The following is a 23,651-nucleotide window of genomic DNA, read 5'->3' as shown; positions in this document are numbered from 1 at the left end:
TGTCAGGGAGGACACATGCCAACGAGTAGCGCGAGTCGAAGATTGCGCTCGACAGGCCAGATGCTGGTCTGTTTGTTGGCTCTTTGCTGCGCACTTATGGAAGCTATCTTCGCCCAAGAGCCGGTGCTGACTCCTCCCGCACCGCCACAGCAAAAGGCACATGTTCCGCTCGAACAAGCACTTGATACCCGCGGCGACCTATCGCTGCAAAATACGACGATTCAAAAGGCGCTCTTCACAATCGGAGCCACTTGGAACGTGAATATCGTTGTCGGCAAGGAAGTCGATGGCACGGTGAGCTGCATCTACACCCAGGCCCCGCTGCGGGAAGTCCTCGATGCGATCCTGCTCGCCAACGGATATAGCTATCGAGCCGTCGGGCAAAGCCTTGTCGTGCAGAAGTCGCAGGAAGTGGGGAGCGCCAACCCGCTGTTTCAATCCGCTGCGATCCCTATTACGCACAGCGATTTGCAAGAAGTCGTCGAAGGAGCGCGGCTCTTGCTGAGCAGCCAGGGCCAACTTCAGTCGATGGAATCGGCGAACAGCATCTTGGTTGTCGACTTTGCCGACCGCGTCGAATCGATTCGGAATTTTGTGGAACAGATGGATGCCGCTGCCTCGAAGTCGACCGGGGGCATTCCGTCGGAGTCGTACAAGAGGCTGCAAGTCGCTTACTTTCATACTCAATACATACCCGTTGATAATACTAAGCCAGCGCTCACGGCCGTCCTGAGTGCGACGGGTAAACTCGCCACGATGCCCGCGGAAAACCGGCTGGTTGTCGTCGACTACCCCTCGAACATCGACATGGTGAAACGTGTGCTTGAAAAGATCGACCGCCCCCGACCGCAGGTACGTATCACCGGCTTGATCTACGATATTAGCCTCCAAGATGTCGAGCAATTGGGCATCAACTGGAACCAGAACATCAAAGGCAACGATGTCAACGCCGACGGTGTTCCCAACCAGGAATTGAAGCTCGATACGCAAACGCTCGCTCCGTTCAACGTGGGCTCGAGCGGCGGAGCGGTCACGGTGAAGAGCTTCACCACCAATTTCGACATCCGTGCCGTGATCCTCGCGCTGCAAAACGCCAAGGATGCCCGTTTGCTCGCCGATCCCAACGTGACGGTCGAAGAAAACGAGATGGCCGAATTGAGCAGCGTGCAGGAAATTCCTTTCCAGCAAATCACGCAATCGGAATTGGGTGGGCAAATCGGCACGACGGCGTTCAAGCCTGTCGGCATCACGTTGAACGTGACCCCGCAGATTGCTTCCGATGGTACGGTGAAAATGATTGTCAATCAGGAATTCAGCCGTGTGGCTGGTTTCACCGAAACCGACGATCAGCCGATCGTCGACGCCCGCATTGCCACCACCACCGTCCGCGTGGCCAACAAACGCACCGTCGTCATCGGCGGCTTGCGGCAACGGAGTGACACTGGAGATTTCAACGGCATCCCGTTCCTGAAAGACGTTCGCGTGATTGGGCCGTTGTTTCGGGCTCGTGATACCAATGTTCGCGAAAGCGAGCTCTTGGTGTTCCTCCAACCGGAGATCGTCGATTACGACCAAGTCATGAGTTCCCGCGAATACATGGCAGCCGAGACTCTTGATAGTCGGCTCAATGGCATTCCACTGGCCGAAGGGATGCCCAACGCCAATTGTGTGCCTTGCAACGAACCGATCCCTTTCCCATCGATCGAAAGCGAAGAGATGTACCAACTCCCAGCTGAAGAGACGATGCCCGAGCAGGTCGATCTCACTAGCCAGCATGAACCGTTGCGCAAGGATTTCGACGAACGGTACCGCACGACTGGCGATTCGGCACCCCTGCGGCAATCGATCAGTGAGAAGGAACAGACCGCCAAGAAATCGCAGGTCTGGACGCGGATGTTCAAGAAATAACGATTTTGCGGGCACATTCGCCGAAGAATCAGTTGGCCGTTGGGGCGTGCTAAACTTGGTTGGATCATTCCCCTCGAAAGCCAAGTTTCCATGCCCGCCGTGCCAAAAACGCGAATCACGCTGCTCGTTGTGCTGGGCTGCGCGCTCGTTGGCTGCGGCGAGTCGAAGGTAGCTCCTCAAGCCGCGCTGACTCAAGCGCCAGCTTTTATCGCGAAATCTGAGCCTAAGCCTGAGGTCAAACCTCAAGCGGACAAACCTGCACCAGCCAAGGTTGATACCAAGCCCGCGGAGAAACCGGCCGAAGTCGTCTTTAAACCACCGTATCCGCACCGTGAGAATTTGTTCCTCGCACCTAAGCGGAGTGCCAAGCACGAAAACAAACGGGGCATCGAACAATCCGTGGAGCTCCTGGGGTTTGCAAATGTCGACGGTCAGCGGGTGATCCTCTCGATCAACGGCGACGTCGTGCCGATGGCCGAAGGCGCGCAAACGGCGGGGATCGAAGTCATCTCGATTCAACCCCCCGCGGTCGTCCTACAACGTGGCCGCGAGCGTTGGCAAGCGACGCTGGAAAACTAGTTGAATTCGGAATGCGGATTTCGGATTGCGGAATCCAGGTACACGCCATGAATTTTTTTCTGGCTAAGAGCTAATTGCTAACAGCTAATAGCTCTTCTTCCAGCTTTGCCAGGTTGGCGAGGTTTGCCTGGTTTGCGGCCTCTTGCTGTTGCAAAGCAGAAAAAACGAACTTGATCATCTTGCTCAACTTCATCAACTTGTTCACGCATTGCGTTTGATCAAGTTAAACCAGGCAAGCTGCAAAGGGCGATTTCCTGATGGCGCACTATCACAAGCTCCATCTACCGTGGTTTCGCGGCACGCAAAGACCACAGTCGACAGTCCTACCGTCCACAGTCTTCTAATCCATTTTGCCCACAATATAGCAGAGTGCGCGGCCAAATTCGAGGAGATTTTCTCAGCGAGAAATCGCCGCCAGCAATAGGGCGGTTAGCAGTCCAACGGCCATGATGGCCGTTGATAGCTTTAGAACTAGTTTAAGAGGTTCGGGCATCGCTTGTTAATACCTCCGAGTCTATCGCGTCTTGTTCGGCGATGGCTTGATTGATTTGCGTGTAATCAACGGTTGCACCATTGGGATATTGAGCCTCTAGAGCGAGGGCAACCCGCTTACCGTCTTTGGGGCATCGGCAACGAACGGGATATCGCAAGATGTGTGACCAGACTTGCCACCCGTCATTGGGTATGTGATCGATTCCATGCAAGGGGTGTGCGTGTTTTTCCATAAGGGCATTCCCTAGAATGGTGGGTATTGCCCTACCGCGAAAGCAACCCGTGTGCCTAATTTGCAAAGAAATTTTCTGGGAAAAATCTCAATGTTGGGCAGAGGCCCTGATTCTTTGCTGATCAATCTGTTTATCTATAGGCCAGTACTAGGGATCGCTCGCCGAGATTTCCCAGGGATTGGTGGGTTGATGGCTTGGGGCGGGGTGAAGTTCCGCTTCGTCTTCGAGCACACGGGTGGGCAGCATCCGTGGACGGTAGCTCACGTCGAGCGCGATCGTGCGGAGATTCAACAGTAGCATCAACAATGCGGCCCCGCCGACAATTAACAACAGGATATTAGCTTCTTCAATCGGCCAACTTTGAATCACCGAAAAGAGAACCCACACGGGATTGGTGATTTGCAAGAACGAAAATTGTTCGCTGGAGCGGAGCGACGGCGTCATCAAATAAATCACCTGAGGGATGCCACAGGCGATCAGAAACAGCACGAGGTGCAACAAGAAACCGGCGGAGAGTTGAACGTAAGTGACCGTGCGGACCGCGGCGACGAGCAGTTTGCCGAGGCCGAGAAAGAACACGGCGTAGCACCAACTCAAGACAAGAAAATAGGCGAGGGCTTGCTGTCCGGGCCAGGCCAGTAAACTTGAAGGGGGCAACAGGAATGTGAGCACGAGTAGCGCACCGAGCACCGCGGTGAGTGAACCAATGGCAAACACAAATCCTGTATTGGGGCCCGGATTGAGCCATGTGAGTGAAATGCGACCGACCGTGCTGGCGGGGAGCGTACGCAGCATTCGCCGCGATAAGTGAGGCCATTCGCTCGTGAGCAACCAGCCCATCACAAACCAAAACATCATCGACCCGGCCGCGATGAACAGGATCGTTTGCATGTAATCTTGCGGGCCGGTGAGGCTCAAGGGGATCGCACTCATCCAGCCGATGAAGCAGGCTTGGAGCAGCAACATGCGGATGCGCAGTGCGGTCGAGCGGTTCTCGCTGGGGAACGAAACCTGGGCGGTCGCGGCGGCGTGGAGCAAAGCAAAAATCGCGACATAGAACGACAAGGCCGCGAGATTGGCCAGCCAAAACATGGGGCTCATGACGTCGACGAAATTTCGATCGACGAAATCTTCGATCAAGCTGATCGTGCCCAATAAGACCAAGGCCAGGCAGAGTACTAGCAGTAGAGAAATCAGTGCTTGGGTATGTTTGACTTTCGCGCTCGTGCCGGCCAACAGTCCCAGCATCGAGAGACCCATCGATTGGAATACGAAATAGAGCAGCATGAAAAATATCGTGGGGAGATCCACACCCCGGAGCAGATAGGTGAACGCAATGCAGGGAGTGACCGCGCAGAGGTAGACCATCATCTGAACGGCGGCGGAGCCGAGTTTGCCAGTGATGATTTGCCCGGCGGTGAGGGTTGTGATCGAAAGCAGCTCGTAGGTGTTCTCTTCTTGCTCGGCGGCGAGAGATCGAAATGCCGAGAACGGGATGATCAGAATCAATGGGAATGCCAAGATGATGGCGTAGACGTAGAGCATCCGTGGGCCTGACGCGACGTAATACACATCGGGTCCGACGATGGCCACGACGGCGAAGCTGGCCGTCCAGCACGCGACCAGTACCACCAAGAACGTGACGACGAATTGGCGGCTCTTAAGGGCTTGGCGGGTTTCTTTGACCAGAATTGGGTTGAGGCGGTCGGCGTATTTTTCGAGTCTCACGAGCAGGTCCGAGAGCCAATTCGACTTTGCGGCGGATTGTTCGTTAGCAACAACGGCGGTACTCATTGCACTCTCCCTTCCGTGACGTGCAGGAACACATCCTCCAAGCTGCGAGTTTTGCTGGAAAACTCGTGCAGCGGAAAACCAGCTTCGATCGCTTCGCGGAGCAGGGTGGCTTGCTTATCTTGCCCACCACCGTGGGTGCAGACGATCACATCTCCGTCGACGAAGACTTCACTGGTATCGTCATGAGCGTTGAGCCAAGTCAAAAACGGTGCTTGATCGCCCAGCACGCGCATCCGCACACGGCTGGCCGCCTCGAAGCGAGCACTGATCTCGTCAACGCTGCCCGTGGCAAGCAGTTGGCCTTGTTCGATGATCGCTACCTTGTCACAGATCTCGGCAAGCTCGGTAAGAATGTGCGAACTGATGAGCACCGCTTTATCCATGCGAGCGAGCTGCTCGATCATGTCGCGCAGTTCGATGCGTGCCCGGGGATCGAGCCCCGCCGCGGGTTCGTCGAGAATCAGCACCGAAGGGTTGTGAATCAACGTGCGTCCCAGACAAAGGCGTTGCTTCATCCCTTTGGAGAGGCCGTTAATCGGCTTTTCGGCCATCGTGTTGAGCAGTGTAAATTCCATCACTGAATCGATCGCCACGCGGCGTTCTTTTCCGATAAGGCCATAGGCCCGCGCGAAGAAGTCCAGATACTCGATCACACTCACGTTTTCGTACGTGCCAAAATTGTCGGGCATAAAGCCCAAGCGTCGGCGGACACGGTCGGGATCGTCGACCACGGAAAAACCATCGACAAACGCGTCGCCGTAGGTCGGTTCGTCGAGCGTGGCGAGAATTCGCATGCTGGTGGTTTTGCCTGCCCCGTTGGGACCGATGTAACCAAAGACTTCGCCGGGGTAGACTTCAAAGCTGATATCTTGCACCGCGCGGGTCTTGCCGAAATAACGGTGCAAGTTGCGAAGTTCGATCAATGGTCGTCGTGCGTGAATCATTTACCAGACTCCTCGCACGACGTGAAAGCTCGTGTTCTCGGTGGCGGAGTCGATGCCGAGCGAGAGGTCGATGCCACGATCGGTGACCGCGATATAACTGCCGGGCCCCCAACTTTTGGTCACGGCCGAAGTGATGGCGGAAATTTGCGTCTCCATCAAATTTTGCGAGAAGGGGAGCAGGTCGATACCGCTACCCAGCGAAAGCGATTCGATTGTTCCGGCGGGGAACTCGGGTTCGTTATCGGCGAGCAACGTGCGGAGCTTGAGCATCGCTTGAACTTGATCGCTGGGGGCGAGCGCGACGGATTTCCCGTTGCCGAGTTGCTCGCCGAGGAAAATCTTTCCGTCGTGATCTTCGACAACCAACAGTTGAATGTTCGCACCCAGTTGGTTGGTGGCCGTGAGTTTGTCGGTGGCGGGTTCAAACTGAATCTGCTTTTTCGTATCGCGACTGGTGACGGTGAGGTATTGCGTGGGGGTGCGCGATTGCAGCCAACCGCGGGTGAGTTGTTGCGTGCCATCCCACACTATCTCACGACGCTGGCCGGCATAGCGGCGGGATTCGCGACGGTCGGTGAGACGCGATGACGGCAGGATCGGATAAACGAGGGCATCTTGGGGGAATTCTAAACCCTCGGCGGGGGCGATCCCCGCATAATAGGAAAGTCGCGACCAGCAGACGGCCGAGTCAGCGGTTTGATCGAGCAGCGTGAAACTGCGTGCGCGAACGAGCGTGCCGAACCCTTCGGATGTGAAACTGTAAATCAACAAAAACATCGTCGTCGCGAGCGCCGCGGCGGGAACGGTGAGCAACAGCAGCGGCAATTTTTCACGGCTCTTGAGAAAGAAGTAGTTGATTGGACCGATGCCTAATACAAAGAGCGATAGCAACACTTGAAACGATGTGACCGGCGCAGTGCCAACGTCGGGGATTAAGAAGTCGTTGAAATTCTCGTTACCACGGCCGGGGTTCGTGCCGTGCCGCAATTCCCATGACAAGCGATCGGCCAGCAGCGATTGCGTGATGGCCCAGCGAATTTCGCGAGACTCTTGGCGGGAGATCGTTTCTGGAAACGCCAAGAGTGTGACGGTCCCCATGCCGAACGGGCGGGTTGTGAACCATTCGCGAGAATCTTCCGGGGCTTCTTGACCGGCAACGATATTATTACTTACTGGCTCGGTGCTGGGTTGTCCATGAAGTTGACTATATTTGTCGAGCGAGTCGCTCGCCGGATTATCAAGTTTCGGAAACCGCCAACCGCGAGCTAGTAACGCATCAAAATCAAACTGTTGCTGTGTGTCGGCGGAAATTCCTAGTGCTTCTTCAATGCCGGGAGCGTCTTGAAAGTCTTCGGCGTTAGAAATGACCCACAGATTGCCTCCCGCGCGGACCCACTTCAGCAACTCGGCAAGTTCGTCGGGATTTTTCTCACGCCGGGAAGCAAGATCGCTGGGACTCGTCACCGCCACGTCGATTGATGAGTATTCGCTCCAGTTTTCTTGCTGCACGTTGAACGTGGGGAGAAAGACTTCGGCTGGGCCACCACGAACATCGCGAAACAATCGAAATGCGCTAAAGCCGATGTCGTCGAGCATCAAGGCCGTGAAATTGTGGCCGGTGTTGGGGCTGTTGAACGGAACTTGCGATTGGCAAAGATCGTCATCGCGGACGCCGTCGACAAAGGTTTCGCAACCGATGGTTCGCCAATCCGCGTACTGCGGAACGGAGAGTGTGGTGCTGACCGACATGCTTCCCGCGGGGAGTTCAAAATATTTCTCGGCCACGATCACCGGTTGATCGCTGCGCCATTGGCCGGCCATGAAGCGAATCTTAATTTGTTTGTCAGCCTGCGAGGGGGCTTGGGCAGTGACGCGGCACGTGATCGGGCGATAGCCATGCACGCCAGCCCAAGTGGTATCAATCCGCAGGTCGATACCTGATTGCTTGGAATAAACCATCGCACCGCTGGGGGATTGCGGCAGCTCGATAAGGCCGCCGCTAGCAGCGAGGGCGGTTTGTGCCGAACCAACAAACGCAAGCAAACAGCACAGTTGTAGTCGTTGACGCAGCAAGCGAAGGTTCACGAATCGATGGGGCATAGAATATTGAAGAGGACTGATTAAGTTTCGCTCGCGGGGGAGGCTGTTCCGGGAAGAAGTTGCTCGTCGGGACTCAGTTGCACGCCACCCTGCCGCGTACGGGCGGGTAACGATTGTGTGCCAATCACTCGGGCGGTTGCTGAAATCAGGACATACAGGCAACCATGCACGAGAACAATCACCAACAAGCTGAACACTGCCATGCTCGCCGCGACGGCCCAGGTATCCCCGGCTTGCGCGCGGACCAGCACGAGGCTGAACAGCGCGAAAAAAGTCACCGCGGCGATGGTGGCACGTAGAGTAAAGCGGGGAAGGATCATAGTGCTATTGTCGCAGACGGAATCGGCTCTAAGCAAGTGTTTGGCAGGGGCGTGCTGGCTGAATCGTTGGGCGGATTAAGCCCCTGGCCGGTGCTGCGGCATGCCGTTAGCATAAATAGCACAGCTGAGCCGCAGAAATCGTTGGAGGAGGGGTGATGAGCAGCAAGTTTCTTGATCACAGCAGATTGATCGCGAAACCAAAAGTGAGTACGACACTTCTATTGGTGGCCTGTTTCGTATCTCATTGTTTCGCAGTTTCTGAATGCCAAGCGGATGTCGAAGCCTATGCGGGGCAGCCGTTTGGCGTGGGACGCGTCACCGTGCCCGTGTTTCGCGGTGAGCCGTCACTCCCACTCAACGACGAGCGATTCACGGCCCTGGAAGCGAGCGGCCGGGTGCTTTATTCGGTGGTCAAGGTCGAGCCAGCGCGGCAGTTCTTGCGGGGGCTGTTGGGAATTGAAACGCCGCGAAATGTAACACTTTATTTTTTGTTTCGTGGCGACGAGCCATTTGATTTGTCGGTTTATTCTCCGCTGGAGCAAGGGGCACGTGTCACTCCACGCAACGATCCCCAGGGCCATCGGCGACTCATGGAAGAATGGTGGCAGCAAACGACCGAGCGATGGTCGCGTTTGCAAAAGGATCCGCAGTTTCCACCGATCGCCGAGAATTTTTTGGTGGCGATGTTTGCACGGCGATTGAACAGAGACATTCCCGCCGTGCCTGCCGGCTTGTTGGGACTGCAAACCGAAAAAGTCACGGCGCTCGAAAAACTGTTCGGTGGCGAGGCGGCACAACTTGGTTTGCATCGTGAGATGCTGTTGGGCGCAAGCAATGTCTCTGACAAAGAGGTGCCACTCCCCGCGCCGGTGGCGTGGGAAGAACCCCAGATTGATCCGGTGGCTTTGGATGAAGTCGAAGTCGAGCCAATGGCTGCGCATGTGCCGGAGGAGTGCTTCTATATTCGATTTGGGAACTTCACGAATTATTTTTGGTTTCGCGATTTGAGTACCAAGTGGGACGGCGATTTGCAGAACATGGTCATTCGCCGTGGACTGAAACGACTCGCCACGAGCCGCATCGAACAGCAGCTTTCGCTCAAGGAAAATGCGCTCTCAAGGATTCTGGCCCCGCAATTTATTAGCGATGCCGCATTGATTGGCCTGGACCCTTACGTGCAGCAAGGCGCTGCGGTGGGAATCTTGGTGCAAGCTCGCAACAACCAACTGCTCTCACAAGACTTCATGCGGCAACGCCGAGCTGCGTTGCAAGCATTTCCTGATGCAGCAGAAACCACCGTGCAACTTGCTGGGCAAGATGTTTCGCTCGTTGCCACCCCTGATGGGCGGGTGCGGTCCTACTATGCACAGTCCGGCGATTTTCATTTGGTGACGACGTCGAGAAAACTGGCCGAGCGCTTTTTGGAAGTGGGGCAGGGGAAGGGATCGCTGGCCAATTTGCCGAGTTTTCGCAATGCGCGCCGTGAATTGCCAATGAAGCGTGACGATACGGTGTTTGCGTTCGTATCTGAGAAGTTCTTCCAAAACTTATGCACGATTGAATATTGGGTGGAAGCCAAGCGCCGTCGCGAGAGCATGCAGCAGCCGGAGGTAGTGGAACTCGCGCGCTATGCGGCCAAGTGCGAAGGAGGCAACGCGGAGACAATCGATGAGCTTATCGCCGCGAACATTTTGCCTACGGGTTTTGGAGTGCGCGTGGACGGTGGCACGCTCGAACAAACCGACAATGGCGTGATCGATTCGCTCCGAGGTGCGCCAGGCTATTTTGTCGCCGTGGGCGATCTGCCCCCGAAGGAATTCTCGCCCGCGGAGTTACAAGCTTATACGAACTTTTTGAATTCCTTTGCGGTGGAAGTGGGGCAGATGCCGCCGATCGCGTTTGGCGTGCAACGATTTCCCAATGAAACGGGGGACGTGCGGTCACTGGCCGTCGATGTCTTCGCTGGACCGTTGGGTAGTGTCAAATTGGGGAAAGTCATCGATTCGCTGGGTGAGCCAACCGATGAAAAGCTTGGGCCGATTGCGGGAAATGTTGCTTCGCTGGAAGTTTCGCTCAACTTGCCGGTGCCGTTGATTGGTGGCGAAAGCCAGCCGCATCTCTTGTTTGCGGGATTGCGTGATTACCGTTCGCCACTTGCCGTGAGCCAAGGTAAAGTCGTCGCAGGTTCGGAGCGAAGTGAATTAGTTCGCGGCTACGTAGGTGCTTGGCCGCGGCCGGGGATTTTGCAAATGCTCCAAGGGCCGTCGGAGCAACCAGGCACGGAGCCGCAACCGCTGGGCGAGCAAATGTGGCATGCCCAGGCGGAAGAGTTTTTGCTGATCTCATTCAAGCCCGACGTTATCCAACAAGTGCAGCCGCAGCTGATGTTCGAGCCAGCCGAGCGACCCGCGCAAGTGCGACTCATGATTGTCGATCTGGCGGATAAACAAATTGCCGAGACGATCAACGCTTTAGGTTACATGCGGGTGCGAGAAACTTCGGTCGCCCCCAGCCGGCTGGCGAATTCGCTCAGCAATCTGCTCCAAGTGCCGCGCGACGAGTCACTCGATTTCGCACAGCACCTACTCGATGCAACCTTTGTGTGCCCGCTGGATGGTGAGTACAAGCTGTTTGAATCCGCGCGAAGTTTGCCGGTGTGGTCGTCAACGGCGCTGCCCGCTCAGAATCGCAACTTACTCACCGAAGTTCCCGCAGAGTTCAAGTTGCCACTGCTTTCCTGGTTTCGTGGCATGCAAGGGGATCTTGAGGTCGCGGACGGAGAACTGAAGGCCCATGTGGATCTAAAAATATCCGCCGCGGCGTTGCCATGAGTGATGCAGCACGAATTCGTTATTCAAGCACGCCCTTTCCGCCCTACAGTTATGTGCCGGGAAGTGGCACACCGCATCCCGTCAGCGATCCCCGCGGACACATGCACGGTGTTGAACACGAATTGCCGAAGCCGCTTGATACAAATCATTGGGCGACCAACGAGACTTATTTGTACGCCGTTGATTTGTTCAATCACGGCTATTACTGGGAAGCCCATGAAGCGTGGGAATCGCTCTGGCACGCGGCCGGGCACAAAGGTGTCATGGCCGATTTTCTCAAAGGGCTAATCAAACTGGCCGCGGCGGGCGTGAAGCATAGCGAAGGGAACGCCGCGGGAGTTGAGCGGCATCTCAAGCGGGCTTGCGAGTTGCTCGGCGTGGTGAACGAACAGAATTTCTGCGGAATTGATTTTGCGAAGCTGAGGGAGCAGATAGCGGTGCTTGATTCAAAGTTCCCGCAGGACTTTGTGATAGTACTTAATTAGTAAATAGAGAAACCACGAATCTTACGAATAGCGTGAATGATTTTTATTCGTGGTATTCGTTCTATTCGTGGTTAAAAATCTTCTTCTTGGATTGCTCAGCTTGCTCCATTAATAATCCAGCGCGGTAGGAGCTGCGAACAAGTGGCCCGGCGGCGACGCCTAGAAATCCCATTTCATAAGCCTGCTTAGTCCACACTTCGAATTGATTCGGATGTACGTAGCGATCCACGGGCAAGAATCGCGTACCCGGTTTGCCCGGAGCAAGGTACTGGCCCAGAGTCAGAAGTTCGACACCTGCATCGTTGAGTTGCTGCATCGCTTCGACGACTTCGTCATCGGTTTCACCCAAGCCGACCATGATACTGCTTTTGGTCCAAAGATCGGGACGCAACTGTTTGGCGCGGCGGAGGACCTCCAGGCTTTGCGCAAATGATGCGCGGGGGTCACGCACCGTGCGATCCAAGCGCGAGACGCATTCCACATTGTGAGCAAACACAGCGAGCGGCACATTGTCGAGCAAATGCTCCAGCGCGGTCCAGTTGCCGTCGAGATCGCTGCACAAGAGTTCGATTGTCGTTGCTGGAAGCCGGTTTTTGACTGTCGTGATGCATTGCTTGTAATGGTCGGCACCGCCGTCAGCAAGATCATCGCGATTGACGACCGTGATCACCACGTGAGCCAAGCCCATGCGCTCGACGGCGTCGGCCAATCGCTCCGGCTCGTCGACTTCCAGAGGCGGTGGTGTTTTGAGCGTTTCGACGCTGCAAAACCGGCAGCCGCGGGTGCATTCTTTGCCTGCGATCATGAATGTGGCCGTGCCCCGGGCCCAACAATCATGAATGTTGGGGCAGCGAGCTTCCTCGCACACCGTATGGAGTTGATTGCCGAGCACGGCCAGTTGCGTGCTGTTGAAGGTGGATTGAGCCTTCCCTGCCGGGAGATTTACGCGCAGCCATTCGGGCAGGCGCGGGCGAGCCAGGTTAGGTTCAGCAATAGGAAGCTGGTTCATCAAATACTGTCACACTTTGGATAACTACTAAGACACAAAGAACACTAGGATTATATCTCAAACTTCTTTATGCCCTTCGTGTCTTAGTGGTAACTAGCAAAAATCAGCCCGTCAGGCCTTCAAACAACGGCGTCGACAGATAGCGTTCGCCGAGGCTGCACATGATGGTGACGATTCGCTTGCCAGCAAACTCAGGACGAGCAGCCAATTTGGCGGCGGCGCACATGTTGGCACCGCTGCTGATACCGGCCATGATGCCTTCTTCGCGTGCCAAACGACGCGCCCATTGGAAGGCTTCTTCATTGGTCACGGTAATGACTTCATCGACCAGCGACGTGTCGAGGTTCTTGGGAATGAAGCCGGCACCAATGCCTTGGATCTTGTGTGGGCCAGGCGAACCACCACTAATCACAGGCGAATCGGCAGGCTCGACGGCGATCGCTTTGAAGTTGGGATTCTTAGGTTTGATGTAACGAGACACGCCGGTGATGGTGCCCCCTGTGCCTACACCCGCCACAATGGCGTCGATGTTGTGTCCCGAATCTTCCCAAATCTCAGGGCCGGTGGTTTGTTCGTGAATGGCAGGGTTCGCAGGATTCTCGAACTGTTGGGGTAAGTACGCGTTCGGTGTGTTCGCGACGATCTCGCCAGCTTTTTCAATCGCAGCTTTCATGCCGCCCGAGGCAGGGGTTAACACAAGTTCTGCACCAAGTGCTCGCAGCAAAGCGCGGCGTTCGACCGACATCGATTCGGGCATGGTCAGCGTGAGCTTGTATCCCTTGGCGGCACAAACGAATGCCAGCGCGATGCCCGTGTTGCCGCTAGTTGGTTCGACGATGAGTGTGTCTTTGTTGATCTTGCCCGCCTTTTCACCGGCTTCGATCATCGCAGCGCCGATACGGTCTTTCACGCTGTTGAGCGGATTGAAAAACTCGCACTTTGCGAAGACGGTCGCCTGTCCCGCGGGGATCAAGCGGTTGATCTTGATCATGGGGGTATCGCCAATCGCGGCGGCGGCATGGTCGTAAGTTTTGTTTCGCGGCATGGTAGTCCCTTACATCAAAATGTGGTGAGTGATTTGGTGAATTGTTCCGAAAAAGCCGCGTTGTCGCGATGCCGAAAATTATCGTTTTTCGGGGGAAATAGGACAAGCCCTCCGGTTGCATCTATCAAAGCCGTCGTGCTCTGTATGAAGTCCTATGGCTGCCTAAATCCGCCTCCGCCGGGGGTTTCAATCGTGAGCACATCACCGGGCTGAACGGAAAGTTCACAAATGCCGGGAAGTTCGATTGGCTTCCTGTCGGCGCGTTGTAAAGTGTTTTTCCCTAAAGCACCAGGAGAGCCTCCATCCATCCCGTACGGTGGATGCGGCCCACGACGTTCGGTGATGAGTGACAACTCCAGCTCGGTAAGGAATTCCATCCGTCGCGTGATTCCATCGCCGCCGTGATGCTGGCCTTTTCCGCCAGAGCCTCGGCGGATGCTAAATTCCCAAAGTTGCACCGGCAGACGGCGTTCAAGAATTTCTGGATCGGTGGAACGTGTGTTCGTCATATGAACTTGAACGGCGGTCGCACCGTTGCCCGTGGCAGTCGCTCCCGAACCGCCGCAGATGGTTTCATAATAGCCAAACTTGTCGTTGCCAAAGAGGAGATTGTTCATCGTCCCTTGGCTAGCAGCGGCGATGCCGAGCGCGCCGAGCAGAACGTCGACCACGCGCTGTGAGACTTCAACATTCCCAGCGGCGACCGCGGGACTTTCCTCGGGAGTTGCGCCAGGTGATGGATTGAGTAGCCCTGGCGGCAGGACGATACTCACTGCCCGCAGAGCACCATCATTGAGCGGCAAATCTTCTTCCACCAGTAACCGGAGCACATAAAGGACGGCCGCGGAAACGATCGCGGGATTCGCGTTGAGATTGCCATCTACGACGGGACCACTGCCGGTGAAGTCGATCGTGGCCGCGGACTCGGTTGAATCGGGGTGGAACGTGATCGTTACGGAGATAGGAACGCTACTGCCGTTGGCCGTTTCCAAATAATCCGTAAACGAACGTGTTTGATTTCCGAATTTGGCGAGCGCTTGCCGGACTTTCGTGGTGGCAACATCTTGGATCTCCAGCATTTTTTGTTGAACGGTGGCGAGCGAATAGCGTCTGACGAGTTGCAACAGGTCGCGAGCCCCTTGCTGGTTGGCAGCTACCTGGGCGCGCAAGTCGGCCAAATTTTCCTCCACTCGGCGTGAGGGATACGGGGCATTTGTGAGAAGCTCTTTCAACTCGGCTTCGTAAGAGATTCCATTTCGCACGAGTGCAAAGTTGGAAATCAGTACGCCCTCTTCGGCAAGCGTGCGCGAACTGGGGGGCATCGAGCCTGGCCGCACACCGCCGATCTCGGCATGATGAGCGCGGCAAGCCGTGAAAAATAAAAGCTGGTGAGTTGTCGGGTCGTGAACGGGCGTAACTACAGTGACATCCGGCAAATGTGAACCGCCGCGGTAGGGATCGTTGGTGACATACACGTCACCGGGAGCGAGTGTTGGATTCTCAGCAAGGATTGCACGAACGGTTGCGCCCATGGCGCCGAGATGCACTGGCACATGCGGCGCATTGGCCACGAGTTCGCCCGTGGCGGTGAAAACCGCGCAACTGTAATCGAGTCGTTCCTTGACGTTTACGCTCAGGGAAGTTCGCCGTAGGACGTGCCCCATTTGTTCGGCAATGCCTGTGAACAGATGGTTGAAGATTTCGAGCATGACCGCATTGGAAGCGGCTGCGGCTGTTTGTGAATTGGTGGCGTTATCTGTCATCAAAAGTTCGCCGCCGGTGAGCATTTCGCATTCCCAGCCGGGTTCGACGACGATAGTCGAGTGCAGATCGGAGATTAATGCTGGACCGGTGAGTGAGTTGCCGGGGACCATGTGGGCGCGGTCGAAGCAGGCGATTTGTTGGTCTTGGCCGCTAAGCCGGCAAGCGGCTGTGGAGGATGGTTGAATGTTTTGGGGACGTGACTTAATGCTTGGGGGCAATGGTTCAGCTGTTTGCCCGATGGCTTCAATTCGTAACGCGACGATTTCGATGGGCGTTTTGTTGGGGATGTAGCCAAACTGTTGTTTGTGGAGCCTCTCAAATTCATGAAAGACGTTCGACATGGAATCAAACGACACATTGAGAGGAACGTCGGTTCCCTTGTAACGCAGATCAAGCGTGCGGTTGATCGCGATCTTTTCCGGAGCGATTCCTTCGTCATTCAATTCTGCTAGTAGGGCGCTTTCCAACTCGGCAAACTGGGCAGCTAGCCCAGCGATATCACAGGCTTCTAGCAATTCGGACTTACCGTGTGCCGCGTGGCGGGTGACATCCGCCTTTCCGATGCCATAGGCGCTTAAAATTCCGGCGTCAGGATGATTGAGAACTTGCTTCATCCCCAATTCGCGCGCGACCGCGCAAGCATGTTGTGCCGCGGCACCACCAAACGAGACCAGCACGTAGTCAGCCGGATCAGCCCCTTTGGCGATTGAAACGCCACGAATCGCACGCACCATGTTGGAATTGGCAATCGCGAGCAATCCTTCAGCAAGTTCCGCCAGCGAAAGATTTTCACCAGTTGCGGAGGCAACTTGCCCAGCAAGTTCTTTGAGTTTCTTTTCAACGGCCGCGCGGTTGAGACGAAATGGAAAGCGTTCTTCAATAATCCGTCCCAAATAAAAATTGAGATCGGTCACCGTGAGCGGTCCCCCACGGCCATAGCAGGCTGGGCCGGGATCGGAGCCCGCGCTGTCTGGGCCGACGGTCAGTTTCGTGCCATCGAATTTACAAATCGAGCCACCACCCGCCGCCACGGTGCTGATCGCGAGCATCGGCGTGACCAGCCGAACGCCGGCCTTGCGAGTTTCAAATTCGTATTCGTAGTGACCGTCGTAGCGCGACACGTCGGTGCTTGTGCCTCCCATGTCGAAGCCGATCGCGCGGTTGAAGTCAGCGGCCGCCGCAATTCGCGAATAGCCGACGACACCACCCGCAGGGCCGGAGAGCACACTTTGATGGCCATGAAACGCATTGGCACCCACCAATCCCCCCGCCGAGGTCATCAAACGAATATGGCTACCTGGGAGCGCCTGCTGCAACTTGTCGAGATACTTACGCAAGACCGGATTGAGATAGGCATCAACCACCGTCGTTTCTGCGCGAGGAACAATTTTGACTAGTGGAGCGACTTCGCTCGATCGGCTGATCTCGGTGAAGCCGACTTCCCGTGCAAGTTGTTCAACGAGGATTTCATGTTCAGGATAGAGATCCGCGTGCATCAGACAAATGGCCAGAGATTCAATGCCGCGTTGCCTTAATTCTTTGAGTTGCCCGCGAATCACTTGCGGATTGGGATCGATCAAGATCGTCCCATCGGCGGCGACACGCTCGGCGATCTCAATACTGCACTCGGTGAGTGGCGGTGGTTTTACGATCGTGAGGGCAAATAAGTCGGGGCGTTCTTGCGAACCGATTTCCAACAAATCGCCAAAACCTTGGTTGATAGCCAGTGCGGTGCGCGCTCCCGTGCGAGTGAGGAGTGCATTCGTGCCGCGTGTTGTTCCCAAGCGGAGGCGGACGGGGGGAATTGGCTCGCTCAGTGGCAAACCGAGCAGATAACGAATCGCCAGCACGGGGGCTTCGAGATCGCGCTTGAGCTCGTAGCTCGATCCAGTCGGCGGTGAAATCGCCAGTGGTTGTTCTAGCGTTAGTTCACTGCCATTGGATCGTGAGACAATCGAATCGCAAACAGGCTGGCCATTTTGATCGAGAACCGTCAGGCGATAACCCTGCCAGAAGTTGGCGGGATCGTTCGCACGGAGCGGGTCATCAATTCGCTGTGCCGAGGAATGATCTCCGATTGTGCCTTTCGTGGCACCAGAGCTGAGCAGCTTGTGCCGAACAATCGTGCCATCGGGACGCTTGGCGAGGCAGTCGGTAAATGTCCCACCGACGTCGATCCAAAATTCCCACGTTGATTGAGTCATGGAGCAGCGGAGGGACTAAATGTTGAAACGCCAAATGCGTTCCAGCATATCACACCGCTTGCCCAAGCCACAGGACTTTTGGCGAGTCGATTAACGGCTGATCGCGCGATTGAAAATATTCTTGATTCCGCCGTTGTTGCCGTTGGCCGTGGAGTTGTTGCGTGGATTCCGGCGGACCAGATTGGCCAGCGATTGTCCCTCGGGCGGATTGACGAAGAATTCCGGATCGTCGATCACCCAAGGTGTCGACCAGTTCGTGCCATTCTCGAAGTTGCATACGTTGACGAACATGTTGTCAAAAAATTTGCACTCCCACCCATAAGCAAAACTGCTGAAGAGATGATCGTCTTCGGTAAGTTCATCGGTCCCTTCGCTGGCATAGTAATGAATGCGGCCATCAGGCGTGTAAGACATGCCAAACGTCCACCAGCCATGCTCGTAGATCATGGGGCCGGGCAAATCCTTGCCCGACTGTTGCGCGCGGAAGGCGATTTGAGCGAAGTCTTCTTCGAAATCTTTGCTGGTTTTGCTGCGGAACAAAATGAAGAAGCCGGGCCAATAGGCTTCCATTTCGCCGTTGGTGTTGATACCGCGGCAATCGCCGCGAATGCCGAACGAGGCACCCGTGCGATCTTCCCATTTGTCAAATGGTGGCAAGTAAACACGGACCGTAAAGCTAGGGCTCCAGCTCACAGGTACAGGGCGACCAATGCGTTGCATCACGCTCATCAGCAAGTCATCTTGCATTTGTTTCTCAGCCAGTTCGCCGGGGATGCCGGAAAGACGGGTTCGCAACAGCAACGAACCTTTGCTTCCTTCAATGCCACCGGGTGGCGTGGAAATACGTTTGATTAAGTCCGGCTGGCCACGCATTGCGCTTTCGTACCACCGGCCATTGCGCGAACGGCCACCGGGCGGACGTTGTTGCTCGTCCTGCTCGTGACTGGCTTTCGCGCCATTCATCGTGTAGCTCCAACTGGGGTCCTCGAAGTTGTCGCCAACTTGCGAGACTTTGATACCCGTGCCAGGAACAAACGGTTCGTCGGCGGACCAACTCACTTGGTTTAAGCAAGCGAGAACCGCGATGGCCAAAGAAAAGCGTGACATAACTGTGTCCTGCGATGAGCGAGAAAAGTGGTGACCGCGCGGAGCTGCCTCTGCGCAAACCGCCTGCTGGGTTTATCGGCGTAGGGCAGGGGCGCGCTCAACTTTTACTAATCGGAAAAGTCGACCAACTCAGGTTTTAGGCGATGATAGCGTGCAGCCGGTGCTATCAGAGCAGGAGTCGCAAGAGACATTTGTGCCAGCCACGCGCTGCAAGCAGGTGGCGATACGCTCATCAATGATCTGCATCATCAAGGAATGCAATCCCAATGGTGCAGTGACGAGATGGCGTAGGCCGGGGTGATTTTGGGCCGCTTCGGCAGCGAGGCGGGGGATATCTTCGTTCCAATGCCGCCCGGGAGACAAGAAGTACGGGAAGACGATCACCAATTCTGCCCCTTGTTTCGCGCAACGTTCGAATGCCGTGGCAATCGACGGCTCGGCCAGTTCCATGTGCGCCGGTTCGACAATGGCCCAGCTTGAGTGCTCGCGGAACGCGGCAACGACGTTGAGTAAGAGCTGATTGCTTTCGTCACGGCGCGAACCGTGGTCGACGAGAATCACGGCGATCTTGTCGTGGGGAATACCAAGTTGTGAGGGTGTCAGAGTCATTTAGGCAGTTGGAGGTAACACTTTAGAAGTTTTAGTTGCAATTGAATTCCGCTCGCGTTCTGCTACGTGCATACCAATATCCAGAATTGTCTTGCCGATGACCAGCAGCACTAGCATCCACACGGGTGATCCCAGGAATTGTATCAACATCGCACCGAAAATAATGGCTACGTGCAGAATGACGATTCGTCCGTAAGGCTGGATCATCAGTTGCATGACGGTCACACGCCGATACTCACCGCGATAGATGAAGTTGGTAAAAAACGAAAACAAATGGCTGGCTGCGAGCGCGGCGACGGCCCAGAGTAGCTTTTCTGCGCGCAGTTGTTCCCAGAAATAAGACCAGGATTCTAAGGGACCGCCGAACATCGCGCCCCCTTTGCCAAGCAGTTCGAAAACAAAGACACCGTGGCCAAAGCAAAACATCCCATAATGAAAAATGAAAAACGGGATGAAAAAGAACTTCGAGGCGTGATGAAAGGCCGCGAGGTGAGGGGCCTGCTTCTCAAGCATGTCGAGAACTTGCTTGCTGTTGCCTGTGCGTTGCTTGTCGGTGGTTTCGGCAAGTTGAATCGTTTCGCGCGACGGCGAGCAGACGATCATCTTAAGTACATTGATCATGCCGATGATCACGTTCTCGGCCCAATACACCACCACGATGGCAAACGTGCTCCAACCCAGAAAGAGCACTCCCAGCAGCGGGAGGAAATTGGCCGCGATCAGCGAGAGGACCGAGGGCTTCCAGAACCGGGCGTCATGCCATGTTGGTTTGGTGAAGACGGAATTCATTCTGGCTTGTTTTCCGAGGCCGTGGATCGTGACGAGCGAAGTTTACTCCTGATGGATTCGAGCCGCGCGGCCAATTCTTGCTCGAAGCCGCGATTCACCGGCCGATAGTATTCTCGTTCCACCCCCAAGTAATCCTGAGCTGCGATGCCGTCCTCGGCATTATGAGCATATTCGTAACCTTCGCCGTGGCCCAATCGCTTGGCACCTGAATAGTGTGCGTCTTTCAGGTGGATTGGAACCGGCACAGTGCGCCCTTCGCGGACGTCGGCACGTGCTTCGCCGATGGCCACGGTCGCGGCGTTGGATTTAGGAGCGCATGCCAAGTAAGCGACCGTCTGCGCGAGGTTCAATTGGCATTCGGGCAGGCCGATGAATTCGCAGGCCTGCATCGTCGCAATCGCCAAGGGAAGGGCATGGGGGTCAGCATTGCCAACGTCTTCGCTTGCCAAGATGACCAACCGCCGCGCGAGAAAGCGAACATCTTCGCCCCCTTCGAGCATCCGAGCGAGCCAATAGATGCCCGCGTCAGGATCGCTGCCGCGAATGCTCTTAATTAGGGCGCTGATTGAATCGTAGTGCGTATCGCCATCGCGGTCATATTGCACGGCTTTGCGCTGGACACTTTCAGCGGCCAGCTCGAGTGTGAAATCCACCGGACGCTCTTCGCTGGATAAAACACCAATCTCTAGTGCTGAGAGTGCCTGCCGCGCATCGCCGTCACAAGTTTGGGCAATGAACTCCGCGGCGTCATCATGCAAATTGACGGGAATCTTACCCAGCCCGCGCTCGCGATCAGCCAAAGTCCGCTTAAGTAGTGATTTGATATCGTCAGGACTGAGTGGCTGAAATTCAAAGACGCGGCTGCGGCTCACGAGCGCACTATTGACTGCAAAGAAAGGATTCGACGTGGTCGCCCCCACCAGCACCACCGTGCCGTCTTCAACGTCGGGGAGCAGGGCATCTTGCTGCGATTTATTGAAGCGATGAATCTCGTCGACGAACAGCAACGTGCGCGTCCCTTCGGCGGCAAGCACGTCGCGGGCTTCGTCGATGACTTCGCGTAGATCCTTCACGCCACTGGTGACAGCATTGAGTTGACGAAAGCGGCATTTTGTTTCGGCGGCAAGCAAATGAGCCAACGTTGTTTTGCCGGTCCCTGGCGGGCCGTAGAACAACAGCGCGGTCAATCGATCGGCCTTGATAAGTCTATGCAGGAGCTTGCCTTCGCCAAGAAAATGTTGCTGGCCCGCGAACTCAGCGAGCGTGCGTGGGCGCATCCGCAGCGCCAGCGGCTGGGCGCTCCGACGATTTTCAGCTTCAGCGGCTTCAAAGAGTGACACGATGACGATCCGGTAAAACAGTTATTTTTCCTATAATCGTTGTACGCCGTGCCGGTTGCCCCGCCTAGGGAGCCGGTAATACCGGCAAGGTTTGTTATTTTCAAGGAGAGTGGTAAACTGCGCCGATGCGACGGAAGGCCAAACAGCCTCTTTGGTCGCATTCCCGCCAACCTCCCGCCTTCCCCAACTGAAGCGCCGTCTCCCATGAAACACTACGATTGTGTCGTGATTGGAACTGGTCCCGCTGGCCAAAAGGGTGCCATCCAGGCCGCGAAGCTCGGCAAGCGCGTCGCCATTATCGAAAAGAATCAGGTGCTCGGCGGAGCTCAAATCAACACGGGAACAATCCCGTCGAAGGCTTTGCGCGAAGCGGTCCTCCATTTGACGGGCAACTCGCGGGGTCTGTTCGGCGAAGTGTCGCGGCCCCGAAAAGACATTACTATTGCCGAGCTGGTGAGCTTTTCGCAGCGCGTGATTCGCCATGAATGGGCCGTGATCCGCGATCAATTCGACCGCAATGGCATTGATTTAATTTGGGGTAAGGCCCGATTCACGGGGCCGCACGAAATCGCGGTCGAAGGACCCAACGGTGAAGAGCGCGTGTCAGCCGATCGCTTTCTGGTGGCCGTGGGAACTAAACCGGCTCGTCCCGATTCGGTGCCATTCAATGAACGAACCATTTTTACGAGCGATGAAGTGCTCAAGCTTACTTCGCTACCCAAGACGATGATCGTTGTGGGTGGTGGTGTGATCGGCACGGAGTACGCTTGCATCATGGCCACGCTCGGCGTGCAAGTAACGCTGGTTGAAGGCCGAAATCGGGTCTTGGGCTTCCTCGATTTGGAGATTGCTGACGCGTTTCAATACTTCATGCGGCAGCAGGGGATCACGCTGCGGCTCGGTGAAAAAGTCGAGCGGATTTGCGAAGTCGAATTCCAAAACGGCACGCAGCATCATCTCGTGCAAGCGCAACTGGAATCGGGCAAAACCTTGCGGGCACAAACGCTGTTGTATGCGGTTGGTCGTCAGGGGGTTTGCCAAGATATCGGTTTGGGTAATGTTGGCATCGAATTTGATGATCGTGAGCGACTGCAAGTCAACGAGTGGTATCAAACCAGTGCCGAGCATGTGTACGCTGCCGGCGACGTAATTGGCTTCCCGGCGCTGGCGTCGACCAGCATGGAGCAGGGGCGGCGGGCGATATGTCACGCCTTCGGATGCCGCGACGTGGCGAACTACAACACCTCGTTATTTCCCTACGGAATCTACGCGGTGCCCGAGATTTCGATGGTTGGCAAAACCGAAGAACAACTCACGTTCGAGGGCATTCCCTACGAAGCAGGCATCGCCAATTACCGTGAAATCGCGCGGGGGCAGCTACTCGGCGACGAATTGGGCATGCTCAAGATGCTGATTCACCAGGAAACGCATAAAATTCTCGGAGTTCACGTGATCGGCACGGGCGCGACGGAGCTCGTGCATATCGGGCAGGCCGTGATGGCACTCGGTGGAGATGCTGAATTTTTCGTGAACAACGTGTTCAATTTTCCGACTTTGGCGGAATGTTATAAAGTGGCGGCGTACAACGGACTCAACAAACTCAACCACGTCTATGGTGGTGCATCCGAACCGGCTGCGGTAAGCTGTGGGTCTGTCTGAGTACTCGATGGATTTCTTTAAAGTTTAGTTTTACGCACGTCTCATGCATCTGTTTACCTACGGCACATTAATGTTCCCTGAGGTGTGGCGACGCATCTCGATTGGCGAGTTTCCTTCGCAGCCGGCCGTGTTGCGTGGCTATGCCATGTATCGCGTCAAAGACGCGGTCTATCCCGGCATCATCCGTGGCGACGACGCGGCGGAAGTGCAGGGGTTGGTGTATGCCGACCTCGATGAAGACACGCTGTTTGAACTCGATACCTACGAATCGAGCTTTTATGAGAGGTTGCCAGTCACGGTGAAAACGGCCGATGGCGCGGACTTAGAATGCCATGCCTATATCGTGCCAGCGTCACGGCGTGATCTGCTGACTGACGAAGGCTGGGACCGCGAGTGGTTTCGGCTCAACGAGTTGGATCGATATCTCAATGGCTAGAGA

The 23,651-nt window shown here is 55.7% G+C and carries 18 protein-coding genes; 6 read left to right on the top strand and 12 right to left on the bottom strand.

Annotated elements, in window-relative coordinates:
- Positions 1 to 15: 15 nt before the first annotated feature.
- Both SH678x_RS11465 and SH678x_RS11460 read left to right on the top strand, forming a co-directional pair.
- On the top strand, positions 16 to 1,908 hold the full coding sequence (locus tag SH678x_RS11465) for a type II secretion system protein GspD (RefSeq protein WP_496918583.1): 1,893 nt from the start codon (positions 16 to 18) through the stop codon (positions 1,906 to 1,908).
- A 90-nt stretch (positions 1,909 to 1,998) separates the two neighbouring features.
- Entirely contained in the window at positions 1,999 to 2,487 is a 489-nt protein-coding gene (locus SH678x_RS11460; RefSeq protein WP_496918582.1) for a hypothetical protein, read from the top strand.
- A gap of 476 nt (positions 2,488 to 2,963) precedes the next feature.
- Here the strand turns inward: SH678x_RS11460 and SH678x_RS11455 are convergent, their stop codons facing one another.
- The 5 genes from SH678x_RS11455 to SH678x_RS11435 form a co-directional block, all read right to left on the bottom strand.
- Positions 2,964 to 3,212: a hypothetical protein gene (locus SH678x_RS11455; protein WP_496918581.1), complete on the bottom strand. Its 249-nt coding sequence runs from the start codon at positions 3,210 to 3,212 to the stop codon at positions 2,964 to 2,966.
- A gap of 147 nt (positions 3,213 to 3,359) precedes the next feature.
- Positions 3,360 to 5,006, bottom strand: coding sequence for an ABC transporter permease (locus SH678x_RS11450; protein WP_496918580.1), 1,647 nt, complete (start codon positions 5,004 to 5,006; stop codon positions 3,360 to 3,362).
- The gene (locus tag SH678x_RS11445) at positions 5,003 to 5,950 is read right to left on the bottom strand and encodes an ABC transporter ATP-binding protein (RefSeq protein WP_496918579.1); all 948 of its coding nucleotides are present in this window, start codon (positions 5,948 to 5,950) and stop codon (positions 5,003 to 5,005) included. Before SH678x_RS11445 ends, SH678x_RS11450 begins: the two co-directional genes overlap by 4 nt.
- Positions 5,951 to 8,050, bottom strand: a complete 2,100-nt coding sequence (locus tag SH678x_RS11440; RefSeq protein ID WP_496923047.1) for a hypothetical protein — start codon at positions 8,048 to 8,050, stop codon at positions 5,951 to 5,953.
- Between the two features lie 20 nt (positions 8,051 to 8,070).
- Positions 8,071 to 8,370 carry a hypothetical protein gene (locus SH678x_RS11435; protein ID WP_496923046.1) on the bottom strand — a complete coding sequence of 100 codons (300 nt, stop codon included), beginning with the start codon at positions 8,368 to 8,370 and terminating at the stop codon, positions 8,071 to 8,073.
- A gap of 203 nt (positions 8,371 to 8,573) precedes the next feature.
- Here SH678x_RS11435 and SH678x_RS11430 point away from each other — a divergent pair, with 203 nt between their 5' ends.
- Both SH678x_RS11430 and SH678x_RS11425 read left to right on the top strand, forming a co-directional pair.
- Entirely contained in the window at positions 8,574 to 11,201 is a 2,628-nt protein-coding gene (locus SH678x_RS11430; RefSeq protein WP_496923045.1) for a hypothetical protein, read from the top strand.
- Positions 11,198 to 11,686 (top strand): DUF309 domain-containing protein, encoded by a 489-nt coding sequence (locus tag SH678x_RS11425; protein ID WP_496923044.1) that lies wholly within the window; start codon positions 11,198 to 11,200, stop codon positions 11,684 to 11,686. Before SH678x_RS11430 ends, SH678x_RS11425 begins: the two co-directional genes overlap by 4 nt.
- Before the next feature lie 61 nt (positions 11,687 to 11,747).
- Here SH678x_RS11425 and lipA read toward each other — a convergent pair whose 3' ends face one another.
- From lipA to SH678x_RS11390, 7 genes are all read right to left on the bottom strand, one after another.
- On the bottom strand, positions 11,748 to 12,695 hold the full coding sequence (gene lipA, locus SH678x_RS11420; RefSeq protein ID WP_496923043.1) for a lipoyl synthase: 948 nt from the start codon (positions 12,693 to 12,695) through the stop codon (positions 11,748 to 11,750).
- Positions 12,696 to 12,798: 103 nt separating this feature from the next.
- Complete coding sequence (gene cysK, locus SH678x_RS11415) at positions 12,799 to 13,740, bottom strand: cysteine synthase A (RefSeq protein ID WP_496923042.1); 942 nt, start codon at positions 13,738 to 13,740, stop codon at positions 12,799 to 12,801.
- Positions 13,741 to 13,892: 152 nt separating this feature from the next.
- Entirely contained in the window at positions 13,893 to 17,708 is a 3,816-nt protein-coding gene (locus tag SH678x_RS11410) for a hydantoinase B/oxoprolinase family protein (RefSeq protein WP_496923041.1), read from the bottom strand.
- Between the two features lie 90 nt (positions 17,709 to 17,798).
- The gene (locus tag SH678x_RS11405; RefSeq protein ID WP_496923040.1) at positions 17,799 to 18,815 is read right to left on the bottom strand and encodes a hypothetical protein; all 1,017 of its coding nucleotides are present in this window, start codon (positions 18,813 to 18,815) and stop codon (positions 17,799 to 17,801) included.
- A 129-nt stretch (positions 18,816 to 18,944) separates the two neighbouring features.
- Entirely contained in the window at positions 18,945 to 19,424 is a 480-nt protein-coding gene (locus SH678x_RS11400) for a CbiX/SirB N-terminal domain-containing protein (RefSeq protein ID WP_496923039.1), read from the bottom strand.
- Entirely contained in the window at positions 19,425 to 20,213 is a 789-nt protein-coding gene (locus SH678x_RS11395) for a DUF6498-containing protein (protein ID WP_496923038.1), read from the bottom strand.
- Positions 20,210 to 21,553, bottom strand: coding sequence for a replication-associated recombination protein A (locus SH678x_RS11390; protein WP_496923037.1), 1,344 nt, complete (start codon positions 21,551 to 21,553; stop codon positions 20,210 to 20,212). The genes SH678x_RS11395 and SH678x_RS11390 overlap by 4 nt, the downstream gene beginning before the upstream one ends.
- Before the next feature lie 204 nt (positions 21,554 to 21,757).
- Between SH678x_RS11390 and sthA the strand changes: the two genes are divergently transcribed.
- Both sthA and SH678x_RS11380 read left to right on the top strand, forming a co-directional pair.
- Positions 21,758 to 23,212: a Si-specific NAD(P)(+) transhydrogenase gene (sthA, locus tag SH678x_RS11385; protein ID WP_496923036.1), complete on the top strand. Its 1,455-nt coding sequence runs from the start codon at positions 21,758 to 21,760 to the stop codon at positions 23,210 to 23,212.
- 43 nt (positions 23,213 to 23,255) lie between these two features.
- The gene (locus SH678x_RS11380) at positions 23,256 to 23,648 is read left to right on the top strand and encodes a gamma-glutamylcyclotransferase family protein (RefSeq protein WP_496923035.1); all 393 of its coding nucleotides are present in this window, start codon (positions 23,256 to 23,258) and stop codon (positions 23,646 to 23,648) included.
- Positions 23,649 to 23,651 lie beyond the last annotated feature (3 nt).

It is taken from the genome of Bythopirellula superficialaquae (genome assembly GCF_059632245.1).
The sequence above is the reverse complement of the archived record's forward strand: the minus strand, read 5'-3'. Positions and strand labels throughout refer to the sequence as shown.